The 15728-nt window shown below is 35.2% G+C and carries 2 protein-coding genes; both read right to left on the reverse strand.

What is annotated here, in order from left to right; translation table 11 throughout:
- Position 1: 1 nt before the first annotated feature.
- Positions 2–13849 carry a T9SS type B sorting domain-containing protein gene (locus ACKTTR_RS10245; protein WP_408027747.1) on the reverse strand — a complete coding sequence of 4616 codons (13848 nt, stop codon included), beginning with the start codon at positions 13847–13849 and terminating at the stop codon, positions 2–4.
- A gap of 47 nt (positions 13850–13896) precedes the next feature.
- Positions 13897–15726 (reverse strand): PorP/SprF family type IX secretion system membrane protein, encoded by a 1830-nt coding sequence (locus ACKTTR_RS10250; RefSeq protein WP_408027748.1) that lies wholly within the window; start codon positions 15724–15726, stop codon positions 13897–13899.
- Positions 15727–15728 lie beyond the last annotated feature (2 nt).

Consider the following 15728-nt stretch of genomic DNA (forward strand, 5'->3'; position numbering starts at 1 on the left):
ATTATCTATATAGTGTAAAGTGTCCCATTATTTTCTTCTCTTGACCAGATAACTCTTTAAAGTAAATTGTATACCAATAATCTCCTGATGGTAATGGTGTACCTTCATAAGTACCATCCCATCCTTCTACAGTACCTTTAAAGTCTGCAATATTTCGTGCATATCTATCATAGATAAACACTTTGATGTCATGATAATCTTCTACTTCACGAGGATACCAGTAATCGTTTATTCCATCTCCATCTGGTGTAAATAAATTTGGAACGAAAATAGATATGTACTCTCCTCTAACAGTTAGTGTAACCTCACAACCTCTAGCATCTCTTACCGTAATGGTATAGTCTTTTGTTTGTAAGATTAAGAACTCATTATCTGGTCCAAAATCACCTCCATCTACACTGTACTCATAAGGCGGTAAACCAAAATCAGCGTTTGCAATTAATGTATTCTTAACTGAATCATCAATTTCTAAGGTTAATGGTTGATAATCCACTATATCAATTGGACTACTAGTAGAACTTTGAGAACAAGAACTTATTGTGTGTGTAGCTGTAACATAATAACCTGATCCTGCTGGTACATCAATAAATTCTCCTGTAGTGTTTGTAGCTACTAGTGTATTTGCTCCATCATATAGTGTATAAGACATGTTATTTCTGTAAGCTTCATCTACTATTGCTAAGATAATATTACCTGTTGGACAAGTATATTCAAAGTCTACTGTTAATTGTAAGTCCACTGGTTCTCCTGTGGTTACTCTTATAGGATCTACTACATTACAACCTGCTTCATCTCTAACAGTTATGTAGTATGATGTACCTCCTTGAATATTTTCAGCTGCTCCTAGTACTATTGAGTTTGTAGTATATTGAGTTGGTAACTCTACATTATTAATACTCACATAATAAGGTTGTGTACCTCCTTGTACATCTAACTCAATTGTTGGTGTAGGATCATCAATACATACTTGTTCTGCTACTCCTACTAATGTTGCTGTAAACTCATCTGGTTGTGTTACTTCAACTCTTATAGGGTCTAAATAACAACCTACAACGTCTTTTACTGTAATCCAATAAACTCCTGCACTTAAGTTTTCAAATACATTGTTTTTTACAAACTTAGTTTCTGGGAACTCAGGTGTACTTGGATCTGATACAATATTGAACTCATAATCGTTATTACCTCCTTCTGCATTAACTGTAATAGTACCATCGTTACCTCCAAAACATGTAACTGGTGTTGCTGTTACAGTAGCTTCTAATACATCTGGTTCTGTTATTGTATACTCTCCTGTTATAGCATAACACTCTACACCAAACCTATTTGTACTTCTTACGTTTATTTTATAAGTACCAACATTTAAATCACTAAAGATATTTGACGGTTGCCAATTACCTAAAGGTGCATCGTTTCCATCTAGTAATTGGTATTCGTAATTTGCAAAACCTCCTTGTACGTTGGCAGATAATACAGCATTGCTATCTCCATTACACGTAATAAATGCTGAATCTATATTTAATGTTGCTACTAAAGGCTCATAAGCTCCAACTGTTACTGTTGCTGGTTCAGAAACACATAACTCACTATCTCTTACGTAGAATTGGTGTACTCCAGCATCTACATTAAATGTATGGCTAGGTGCTGAATTAGCTGGCACAAAAGTAATCCCGTCCATACTATACATATAAGGACCTGTACCTCCTGCTCCTGTAACTTCTACTGTTGCTTGAGAAGTATTACATGTAATATCTACTGTAATTTCGGCTGAAGCAACTACTTCAATAGGATCAATGATATCTACTGGGCCTAAAAGACCATCACAAGAATATCCATCTGCTACTTTTACTGAATATCCAACTCCTGCTGGTAAGTTCGTAAAGATTGGTGATGACTGACTTGCACTTTCTGTTCCGTCAGGGTATACTAATATATAACTGTATGTTAAATTAGGATCTTGTGTTTGACCTCCTGCTACATTAGTTACTTCAATAGTTGCTGTATACTCTCCTTCACAAAGATTCGGTGTAACATTTAAGTTTCCTATAATCGTTGTTCCAGGTGTTAATGTAAAGGTTGTTGTCTCAGTACATCCATTAACATCTCTAACAGTTACTGTATAATCACCCGCTGTTAAACCAGTAATTATTGCATTGTTATCAAATGATTGAACTGTTGAACCTGAAGTGTTGTTTACCAACTCATATTGATAAGCTCCCCAACCTCCATTAGCTGTTAACTTAACTCCTCCTGAATTTGTAGGCGTACATTTTAAGTAAATTAAATCACTTGCTAATGTTAAATCGTTATCAGGTTGAGTAATCTCAAAGTTTACTGTTTGAGATGTACAGAATGGTGTATTAGGCATAGTTACTTGCACATAATACTCACCTGGTGCTATACCTGAAATCGTAGTAGGTGATGGTGCTCCTGCCGCTACATTTCCTGTAATACCTGTTGATGTTCCTCCAATAGTAAACACTTCATAATTGTAAACATCAGTATAAGGTGTATCAGGACTAAAGTATATATCTACACTTCCTGTACCTCCGAAACATGCTCTTTCAATATTTGTTAAGAATATATCAAAAGATGGTGCTTCATCAACTACATAATACTCTGTAAAAATACAGTTAGTATCTAAGTTTTCTAACTCTATTCTATATGTACCAGTTGCTAATAATGAAGTGAAGTCTCCATCTGTATTTGTTCTTGTTTCTAATAATCCTCCTGTCGCATTATTATATAGTCTGAACTCAAAATTAGCTAACGGGTTTCCTGTGCTTGTTGTGTAAGTAGCAATAACATCTTCACCTTCATTACAATCAATTGCTCTTTGTGGAGTAATAATTACACCTGTTATTCTAACAAACGGATCGATTACAACATCTTCTGAATCAAAACAATTATTATTTTCATCATACACACTTACTGTGTATGTACCTCCTGTTTCATCTGTAGAAGTGTATGTAAAGTCACTACTGTCTTTTAAAATGGTTGCTCCATCAGCAAATACTACACGTACATAATTTCCTGTACCTCCAACTATAGCAGTTTCATCTACTGTTATCGTTGCATTGTTTGTTGTATTACCAACTGTACAATTAAATTGTGACACTGATACTGCATTTGAAATATCAATAACAGTATTTTGATTAATTGTTACATCTTGATTTGTAGTACAACCATTTGTTCCTTCAGCTGTAATTGTATATGTTCCTGCAGGTAAGTTATCAAATACTACACTAGTATTTGAAGATACTCCGCTAGCTCCATTTGGATCAGGACTTATTGTATAAGTCAATGGTAAAATTCCATTATCAGTTGGTGATACTGTAATCTCTCCATCTGAACTACCAAAACAAATATCGTTTACAGTTACTGTTGGATTAAATACAGGTCTAATCTCTGGTTCTATTACGATATCTTTCGATACATCACATACAGGTGTTGCATCTAAATCACGTACTGTAACTGTATACGTTTGTGGTGTTGTATTTCCACTAGGAATTGTTATTGTTAATGGGTCACTACTAACAGTACCTCCAGTTACTATAGCTCCATCTACAGAACCTACCACATCATATTGATAGTTACTACCAGAAGTCCAATTCACTAAATCAACTGTTACAATTCCGTCTGGTGATACTGAACAATCTACTTTTTTAGTTTCTACTAACGAGAAGTTTACATCTGGATTAATTGTAACATCTGTTGGTGTTCCTGCATCACATCCATTTGAATCAACTACATTCACAGTATAATCATCAGCAGGTAAATTCGTAAAGGTATAGGTTGTTGCTGTTAAAATTTGTGTTTCAACAACTCCACCTGCATTGGATAAAGTATAGGTATACGTACCTGTACCTCCTGCTGCAGTTACTTCAATACTACCTCCTAAAGATGTATCACATACATTATCATTATGAGTCACATTGAATGTTACTGGTGTTGGATTAACTACGGTTACTGTGGTAGAACGTGGACATCCATTTCCATCTCTTACACGTACCCTATAATCACCTGGAGGGATTCCTTCAAATATATTATCATTACTATAAACAAAGCCTCCATAAGCCACATTAGGGGTAGATTGTAATTCTAATTGATACTCATAGTTGCCCCAACCACCTGTTGCTGTTCCTATAATCGTAGCATCAGAACCATTTGTGCAACTTACCAATGGATCAACTACAGCAGAAGGTATTAATGATGCATCTGGTTGATAAATGGTAAATACTTCAGTAGTTGATTGACAATACGGAGAATTAATCATCGTAATCGTTATATAATAACTACCCGCTGGTAAATTATTTACTGGTGTTGGTGCATTAACTCCTTGATGAGGAATATTTAGACCTGTTGAACTTAAATCAATTGAAGTATTTGTTGTTGCATCAAATAACTCAAAATCGTATTGACCTCCATATGGAGTTGATGGGCTAAACTCTAAAACAACACTTCCATCATCATTCTCTCTACAAGTTTCATTTTGAACATCTGTTACCAAAATATCAAACACTGGTTCTGGGTCAACTGTATAATAGGTTACCAATTCACAACCCGTTGTTGGATGTGCTATTGTTATTTGGTAATCCCCTGTTGGTAAATTGTCAAAATCTCCAGAAGTTACACCGTTTTGAGTTACAGCTGCATAACTATTACCATTGATTCCTTCAATTGTAATATTTGCTGCAGAACCTAAAGTTGAAGTATAGGTAACTGTAATATCTGCACCCGCACTACAAGTAATTGCTGTATCTAATGTTACAATAGGATTTGAAAGTGCATCAAAAGGAGCAATCGTTGCAGAAGTTGTTCCTGAACATCCTTTGTCGTCATATACTGTGATATCAACTGTACCTCCTGCTGTATTTGATGTAGTAAAAGTAAAACTGTTTGAATCTAATATTTCATCAGCACTTCCATCTGCAGGATCGTAAGTAAATACTACTCGTGTATAAGTTCCTGAACCTCCTGCAGTACCTGTTGGTAACTCTACAGTAGCTACATTAACTGTATTACCTGTTGTACAAGCAAACTCTGTTACTATTGGTGTTGATGGAGCTACTGCGATATATTCAGTTATTACAACATCGGTAACTGTTGTTGTACATCCATTAGCTGCCGTACCTGTAATACTATACGTATTTGGAGGTAAGTTAGTGAACGTACTATCTCCATCGTATGTACCAGCTACAGGGCTAATTGTATAAGTTACTGGTAAAATACCATTATCAACTGCCGTTAAAGTAATAGTTCCTGAATTATCTCCTGAACATAAACTATTTTCTGCTACGTATGTAAAGCTTGGATTTACTGGATCTTGAACAGTAATTGCTTTCGTTACTGAACAACCAGAGTTTACATCAGTAACTGTTACGTTATGTACACCTGGCGTTAATGCTCCAACAGTAGCTGAAGTTCCAGGTGATGTAATTGTTCCATTTGACCCTGTATCAAATGAATAATTGTAATTACCACCTGTACCAGAAGTTACATTTATTAGTACTTCTCCATCATTACCTGGTACACAAGTAGCATTTTGAGTTACACTCAAATTAAAATCAACATCTGGATTTACAATTATTCCTGTTGCAGTATCTGTACATCCATTAGCATCTCTAACTACTACATCATAACTTGCTGGAGTTAATCCATTAAAGGTATATGACGTATTACTTGTTGGAGAAGTAAATGTTGTACCTCCATCAATAGAATAACTATAAGGAGCAGTACCATTATTTACATTAACTGTTATTGTTTTATTTGTATCACAACTTGCAGGAATTGCAGAGACAATATTAGGTGAAGGACTTAAAGTTAAAGCCACTGTACCCAAGCTTACTGGTCCACAACCATTCGTATCTTGAGCAAAAGCTTCTACCGTTACTGGTGAACCTGTAACAGTACTAGCAGCAACAGTAATTGTATTACCTGATAAAACTCCAGTACCATTTGTTACATTAAAAGTATAAGTATATCCAGGGAAACCTCCTACTACATTTTCAATTCTTACTAAACCATCTACACTACAAGTAATATCTCTTACTTTAGTTACTTGCCCCGAAATTTCTGTTCCTTCTATAATCTCTACATCTTGGGCACCAAATTCACAAACTGTACCTCCAGTATTTGATAAGACAATGTAATATGTACCCGGTGCTAAACCAGTTACAATAATATCAGCGTCACCTGTTTGTGCAATGTTTGTATAACCTGCTACCGCTACACCATTATTTGTTGTAGCATCTCTTTTATATAATGTCCAAGTAAAATCATTTGTTAAATCTCCACTTACATCATTTATTGAGTATGTTATTTGTCCTGAGTTTGCACCAAAACATGCTTGATTGTTTACTGTGCCAGTAATTAATACCGATGGAGTAAAATCAGCATAAATATTCTCATTATTCATTTTTATACAACCACTAGCATCTCTTACATAGAAATCATAGTCAACTCCAGGTATTAAATTATAATAGGTTAATGTTCTAAAAGCTTCTCCTTGAGTTCCATTATCAAGGAGATCAGCTCCAACCCAACCATTTGCAGGTGAATTAAGTGCAAATTCAAAAGCTGGTGTACCATCTAAAGCCTCTACTGTAACAGTCAATCCTGTCGTACAATCTCCTGTATCAATAATTGGATTTACAATTAAACCTGTAACGTTATAAGGAATTGTGTATGGACCATATGCTATCAAACACAATGCAGTACCAGATCCATCAATTGTTCGTAATACAGGATGTACTACATCTCCAGAATTTAGATTTCTTATTTGACCATTAGTAGTAGTAAAATCTACCCATGTTACCCCATTATCTATACTATATTGTAATGTGTTTGGTAAATAATCAGCAGGGTCTATATTGATAAAATTGAAACCTGTTAATAAAGGATCATCCCCACAATTAGGAGCTAAAACTTCTTCTATATCCATCACAAGAGCAGGAGGGTCTGTTAACGTTACTATTTCAGTATCGATACAGCCTAAAGCATCTGTAATTGTAATGGTATAGGTTTCTACCGCTAAATTATCGAAACTAATACTTGATCCTACAAAATTATTAATTGTGTTTGTATATCCTCCTCCACTATCAGAAATTGTAATTGTATAAGGAGACTCTCCTGTATTGGCTAAAATTGCTACATCTATACTTCCTGTATCTCCATTACAAGTTGGTTCGTTAGTCGTAACGTCAATTTCAACAGGTGTAACCGAAGCTACAACTATATCTTGAACGACATATTCACACCCTTCATCATCTCTCACATACACATCATAAGTTCCTGCCGCTAAGCCTGTAACAGGATTTGTTGATTCATATGCTCCTGCTAATGAACCATCAGTCACTACTGAAAACTCATACCCACTTCCTGATCCTCCTGTAGGATTCACTAAAATTTCTCCTGTAGGATTACAACTTGCATTAGTAGGTGTTGCTGTTGCCGATAATTGTGGATTAATAGTTACTGGAGCATTCTCTGTACATCCTCTGCCATCTTGTACATATACTGTGTAATTTCCATCTGATAATCCAGAGAATGTATAAGTATTAGAGGTTAAAGGTGTTGGTGTTTGCCATGTAGTTCCATTTAAACTAAAAGTATAATCACCATTACCCGAATTAACTGTTATAACAATTTGTCCATTAGTTCCATCATAACACTGAGGTTCAGCATTAAAAGTTACTGTCTCTATTGGATCAACTGTCACAGCTACAGAGCCTGTACATCCTAATCTATCTGTTGCTACTATTGTATAGGTTCCTGCTGGCACATCTGTAAATGGACTCGTTGTAGAAACTGAAGTATTTGTAGCATCAAATAACTCGTACGTATATGTCGGTCCATTACCTCCTGTGGCATCTGGTGTAATTATTGCGCCTGTAGCAGGATTACAAGTAATCTCTTTTGTTATAGGTGCCGTTACCACTATTGGTGCTGGATCTACTAATGTTTCTTGTAATGTTATTGTACAAGCTGCTGGTGAAGCACTATTAGGGCGAACTTCAATCGTATTTACTCCTACTGGTAAACCTGTTATAGTAAATGGATTTGTTCCTGCTGCTTGCCATCCATTTCCATTTGCATTGTATTCAAATGAAGTTGGTGTACTCGAAGGGAAAGAAGCCTCTACAGTAATCGTTCCATCGTTGCTTCCAATACATGTTTTTGAACTACCTGTAACAGCAGCTGTAAACTCTTGATTTGGTTCAACATTTACCGTAATATCTGTCGTACAACCACTACCATAATCAACAGTAATGGTATAAGCTCCTGCAGATAAGTTTGGAAATACTCCTGTTGAGTTTGAAGTCCCTCCTAATGTATATGTATAACTACCTGCAGGGGTTCCTGTTACAGTTATATTTCCTGTTCCATCACAGTTATAATCTACTGTACTATTCAATGTTGGTTCAGTAGGTAAATCTGCAATAGTTACTGGGTTTAAGTCTAAAATACATCCATTAGCATCCACCACTCTAGTATCATAGGTTCCTGGATCTAGGTTTGTTACTGTTGTACTTGCTGCTTGTGTATAATTAGTATCTGCCGTTAACTTATAAAAATATAAATAGTTTGGCGTTCCTCCTGTTGGAGCTGTAAAAGTGATTGTTCCTAGAATTGTTCCTGAAGAACTACACATTAAATCTGTTGCTGCAGCACTACCTCCTGTTAAAGCAGATGGAGCTACGATTGTTTCTGTTGTAGGCGATGATGAACATCCGTTAGCATCAGTCACCACTACTTGATAAGTATCAACGGCTAACCCTGAGAATGTATAATTCAATCCATTTGAAGGTCCTTGTGTTATTGGAGCTCCAGAACCTGTAACGGTAACTGTATAATTTGCTGTACCGTTAGCTACAGTAACATTAATTGTTCCTGTTTCCCCACTACATTTAGGCTGTACAAGGGTTGTTGTATGAGTAGGATTCACTATTTGATTTACTGTTACTGTATCTGTAAATTCACAATAGTCTGTTCCTCCATTTTTATCTCTTACATATACAGTATAAGTTCCTGCTGGTACACTTATTGGACTAGATGTATATGTACTCTGATTTCCTCCTGCATCTTCAACAATAAATTGATAATTCCCATCTCCACCACTAGGGGTTATTTGAATTTGACCTGGATTACAAGTTGCACTAACTGGTACTATCGTTGCTGTAACTTGTGGAAGAATTGTTGCAGATTCTGTTACCTGACAACCTTTTCCATCTCTTACAATAACATCGTATGCTCCATCTGTTAAATTGTTAAACACATTAGAGTTTTGCCAACCAGTTACTCCATCAATCATATATGAATAGTCTCCATTTCCAGAAGTTACATTAACCGTAAGTGTTCCATTACTACCATCATAACATGCTACTGGTGTTACAGTAAATGCTAAAGTAGTAATCGGGTTTACAGTAATAGGGAAAGGTGCTGATGTACATCCCTTTGAGTCTGTAGCTATAACTGTATAATTTCCTGCTGGTACATTTGTGAATGCAACAGGATTTCCTGAGCTGTCTAATAATTCATGTGTATACGGTGCTCCATTTCCTCCATCTGTATTAGTAACTGAAATAGTAGCTCCTGTATTTGGTACACAAGTTATTTCTTTTGTTACCTGAGCAGCTACTGTAACTACATTTGGTTGAGTTAAAACTACATTATCTGGTATATCTACCTGGCAATCTCCTATAGAGTTTACATTTGAACGTACACTGATAGAGTATGTTCCATTTGTTAAACCTGTTATTGTATGAGGACTTGTTGTTAATGCCGTACTCCATGTTCCTCCATTTAACGAATATTGGTAAGAAGTTCCATAGTTTTCTGCACTAATGCTAATTGTACCATCACTTCCACCGTTACATGTTATATTTTCCCAAGAATCTATATTAGCTGTAAATGCCTGGTTTTGTTCTATAACAAAACTAACTAGTGTACTACAATCTTGACCTTTATAATATACCAAGATCTCATGAGGACCTGGCGTTAAATTTGGAAAGTTATTAATATTAGTCGTTGGTCCTCCATCTAGAGAATAATCAAAATTATTTTTTATTTCTGAAGGTGGTCCTAATACTACATTTCCTGTACCGTCACAGTTATAAGTTATATCTGGTACTAACTGTGGTGCTTGAGGAGAATCAAAAATTTCAATATCTCCTGGTATTTCATATACACAACCATTTTCATCTCTTATATAAAAACGATAGAATCCTGGAGTTAAACTATTGAATACTGCTTCTGCCGACCCGTTATCATCAAAAGAATAATAATCAATAGAAGTTACATTTCCTGTACTAGTATCTACGACACCTATACCGTATTCATATGCTCCAGTACCTCCTGTTTCATTTTCAAATCTTACTTTACCTCCTGCACCACAGTTGTAGTCTCTTTCTTTTACTACTTCAGCAGTAAGCGCTGGTGGCTCTGTAATTGTAGCACTTACTTGGTAAGTACATTGATACGTATTTTTTGAGGCTCTTATGTCAATAGTATAGGCTCCTGCAGATAATCCAGAAAATACACCTGTATTATTTGTTGTAGAAAAACCATCTATACTATACTCTAAGGTATATCCTGTAGCGTCTCCTCCTGTTAAGTTTACTTCTATTGTACCGTCATTATCTCCATTACATGCAATATGTGTTGGTGTTGCCATAAACTGTAATGCTGGTTCGACCAGAACAGTAGTTTCTGCAGTTGCGCTACAGTTATTATTATCTCTTACTTCAAATACATATGTTCCTTCGCTTCCCATTGGAACTTCGTAAGTTGTGTCAGTAAAATATACTTTGTCAACATCTGCTACCGGAGTTCCATTTACAGAAATTACAGCATATTCGTATGGTGAAGTTCCCTCACTTGGTGTTAATGTTATAATTCCTGGAGAACTTCCATTTTCACAAGTAATGTTTTTGGTAGTAATTGCTGACAGTGTAATTGGCTCAGGTAGCGTTATTACTCTTGTTTCATTAGCCGAACAACCACCTTCTGTAGTTACAAGAATTTCATATGTACCACTCTCAGTTATAGTATACCTTTGGTCATTACTATCAATAAAACCATTAGAGCCCGCCATGTATACATTATCCTTTCTTATTTCATAAGAATATCTACCAGGTACATTTTCAACCTGTACTGTAAGCTCTGATGCTCCTCCACAAACATCAATGTTTGTAAGTACATTTAAACCAATATCTAGACTTTGTATATTTACACTATCTGTAACATAATTACAAGATCCATTAGAACCAACTTGACGAATTGTTACAGTATAATCTCCAGGATTTGTTATAGAAAAAGTGTTACTTGTTTGAAAAGGAGTAGTTGTACCATTACCAGATAAACTATACTCATATCCATCAGGTACACCATTAACCACAATACTTCCGTTTGTACCACATAAAATATCTGTTGGTACAAGAGTAGGTGTTAGTGAATTTCTAAATACATTGAAATAATATGTTCTCGGACATGTTCCGTCATATAAAACTTCTAATTTATAAGCTCCTGTTTCATCAAAAGATTGAGTTAAATCTGTTCCTAACGAACTCCAAGAACATCCAGTAGATGTAGGAGCACAATCTTCAGTTTCAAAGTTGTAGCCACAACCACCATCTCCATTTAATTTAAACCATTCTACAGTTGTATTTGATCCTGCAAAAGGTAAAGTAATATCTCTTGATTCCGTTGTACTACCACATAAATAAATTTCAGCTAACTCTGTAGTATTACTAGTACAAGAAGTATTGAATCTATCTGCAAAAGGTGGTGCTAACGGATTAGACACATTTGCAAAACTTATTACTTCTACAATTTCAGGTTTTGTAATACAGCCTAAGGTTGTAGTTTTAGTTACTGTATATACTCCAGCACTACTCACTGTAATGCTTTGAGTATTTCCTAAAAACTGACCATTTTCATCTTCCCAACTGTAGGTGTCAAAACCATTACCCGCTGTTAACTCTATGCTTCCACCACAAAGAACCTCTGTTCTTCTAAAATCACAATCATCTAAATTAACTAAGAAGTTTGAAGATCCTACAATACCAAAATCACAACTATCAAAACCAGAGTAACTAGGTTCATTGTCTACTACAACTCCCCCTCTAACTCCTTCATACCTAGCAAAAGCCTGATTTTGAACCACATTAGAACATACATCTCTTAGCTCATTACAATCAGAAACCACTTGTACATGCAAGCGAATATTGTATTCTGCTCCATTCTCTCTTACCATATTATCTGGCACACCAAACTCTACTTGAGCTCTAAAACCATTCGCTGCAGAAGGTCCTTCATAACCTACTATTGTTACTCCAGCAGGTAAATCGATGTCAAAACGCATACCATTATATACTGTTCCTCCAGTAGAAGTTTCTAATAAATCTACATTTTTAGGTAACCTATCTGTTATAATCACATTCGTTGCATCATCCGTACCTACATTTTGAAAACTTATATTATACCATAATTCGCTACCTAAGCCTACGGGTGTTCCCTGAATATCATTTCCTGCAGCATCTAAAACAGATTTCACCATTTGCAACTCTGGCTCAATAATTTCTACTGATAAAGCATTTAAAAACGGCCAATAAGTATCTTGATTTGAAGTGAATCTTACATGTGCTGATGTTTGATTATTTGTTATAACACTATTATTAGGGTTACTTAATTGATATAAATCAACATCAAAACCTAACGTATTTTCACTATTTGGAGTACGTGTTGTTACATATGCATCATATCTACTTATAGAACCATTAAAAAAATTGTATCTCCAATCCCAAGCACCATTATCCCAAGCTCTAGGATTTACATTTGGAGTATATTGATCTATATAATTTCCTGTTCCATCCTCTCTATCATTAATTTGAAAACTATCCCAGTTTATACTTCTATCTCCTTCCAAAGCTGCTGCCAACAACTTTGCTCTTACTGGGGCAGGATTTGTTGGATTAGGACCAACTGGAACCGTTATAAAACCTGAATAAGATAAATCTACATTATTACCTCTACGTACATCTGCAAAACCATCAAAAACAGCTATATTCTTACTTGACTCTGTTTGGTTTTCATAAATTACTACCATCGTCCAACCTCCAGCACCTCCTAGTCCTCCTGGGTCATTACCTCTTGTTGCTCGAATATTTGCTGCTACATAGGTACCATTATGTCCTTCTGGATCCACACTTGCTAATCCTTGAATATCTGCTGTTATGTCTTTATAACAAATATAAGCTACTCCATTATCATAAATCAACTCTCTTTTTGTAACGTCACTTGCATCGGCTTCAATATCTTGATAAGCACCTCCGGGTAACTTAAACTTTATTTTATTAAAGTCATTAGATCGTGCACTACCTCCCCAAGTATCATACGGGTATACTCCAGCCCAATATAATCCAGCATATACAACACGAGAACATGTTGGTAAATTTAATACATCAGAACTTGATGAGAATGTTGAAGCATCATTATCAATATCAATATATTGCATGTTAACACTACCATTCGAACTAGAACCATCATAAGGATCTTCAGGATCATACCCCGATTGGTCAATACTTAAAACGTTATTAGCAATAAACGTTATATCTCCTTTAATATTAATACCTCCAGAAGTTCCATCGGGTTTAACGGTTCTCTGATCAAAGTAAGGTGTTGAAGGGGGTTTTAGCGCCTTCTCTTGAGAAAGTTTTTCTATTAATTTTTCATACCCTACAGTTTCATCTAAAACTACTTGTGATGGTTTTGATGATGGCTCTGGTTTTTCCTGCGAAAAACTAAAAAAGGTTTGTAATACAAGTAATAGTAAAGTAATTATTCTTTTCATAATTTCAATTGGGGGAATTAATTAATCAAGTTCTTCTGTTATGTATTTTATTTTATTTGTACGATTGCTTTACGATCGTAAAAGGCTCCATTTAAATTTGTATTATACATTTTTATTGCTTCTGCTCTATCTGTTGTTTTAAAAATGTAAACATGCATAAACCCTGTTTTTGGGTCTACAAAATAATCTGCGTCTATATCATCATTTCGTAACTCATCTACATTTCTATCTGCTAATGCTTTTTGAGAGTTAACATATACTCTTAAATAGTATCCTGGTTCTACTCCTTCCGCTTCCATAGGATAAACTCTAGCAGGTGGTTGTGTTTTAGGTTCTTCATAACTACTTAGTGCTCCTCCTAAAGTAATTTTAACCACATACACTGGGTCTTTTGTTGTTTTTTGAACTTTTATGGTTGAGTTGTCTTTCTTCTCATCATTCTTTTCAAATAAACGAGTTTTATCGTTAAAGTTATCAACCTCTTCTTCTGCATCTTCCTCTTTTGCAAACCTATCTAGGTAAACATAATATAACTTTTTCTTAGGTTCAAATACATATTTTGCTTCAATATCTAATCGAGACCATTTATCTATTAATGCTTCTGCATTTTCTTTACTTCTAAACTGATCAGAAACTACATAATACATAGTACCGCCACCGCCTGAACGTGTTATTGTACTCTTACGCCATGGTTTATTTGACCTTCTTTTTAATGAAGTATCTTTTGACTGAACCGTATCTCTTATTATTACTGTATTTGTAGTTGTTTTCGGCGCTGGTTGATTTTTTAATAATCGTAACACTTCATCAACCTTTTTATTTAAGATATCAATAGAGTCTTGCGCTTGTTGAATTTCATCAGATAAATCGTTGTGTTCTGGATTTTTATATTCAATTTCTTTCTTTGGAGCTCGTTCTGGAAGACTAACTTTTACGTTACCTGTTCTTCTTTTAGGACGCTCTCTTGTAAACGATCTTTTTCCAAAATTGTAAATCAATCCTATTTCATTAGTTGCGGCAAAACTACTCTTTTCATAAGTAAAACCAATTGCCAATTTATCAGACAAATTTACTCCTACTCCCGCTGAGATACCATACGTTTTATCATAACCAGCTTTTACCCAACCTGCTTTAGGCAAATCTACAATAGCATTTGCTCCATAACCAAACTCGCCATCTCCTGGCTTTCTAGCAATAGCTAACATTCGTATATCCGCCCCTTCAAAAAGTCCTTTTGCATAGGTAAATTCATGTGAATACATTAAATGCCCTGAGAACGTTTTTTCTCCAAAAGAAGTAGCCATTTCACTCTTTTTCAGATTAAAATCTACTAAATTCTCAAAAAACACTCCTACATCAAACTTTCCTATAGATAATGTTATTGCCGGTTGAAAATTAACAATAGGAAGATCTTGGTAATTTGAAATTTGAGGATCTGGTTCTGTTGAATTTACTTTTAATCCATCTGCACTTCTTCGACTATATAAAAAGTTAAATCCAAAGGTCAAGTCCATTGTTTCATTTAACTGCAAACGGTGCGCATAGTTAGCTAAGGCACCGAAATCTTTAAAAACTCCTACTTCTTGTTGATAAATTGCTAAACCAGCCCCTACATTTTCCCGCATTTTCCCTGAATATGTAGCCAAATATAATCTGGGGTTATCTTCAAACTCAACATTACTATTCCTAACTATAGCAGAAAGTGAAGTTTTATTCTCTCTTAGAGCAGAAAAAGTAGGTACCGTTAAAAAACGATTAAATTTCATGAAGTTGCGTGAACTAAAGCTGCTATATTGCTGTTCACCACCAGAAAACTGCGCTTGTACCACAAACACATTTAATACTAAAATAATAAATAAAGTAATTTTTCTAATCATCT

Source organism: Tenacibaculum litoreum (genome assembly GCF_964513915.1).
GTDB lineage: Bacteria > Bacteroidota > Bacteroidia > Flavobacteriales > Flavobacteriaceae > Polaribacter > Polaribacter litoreum.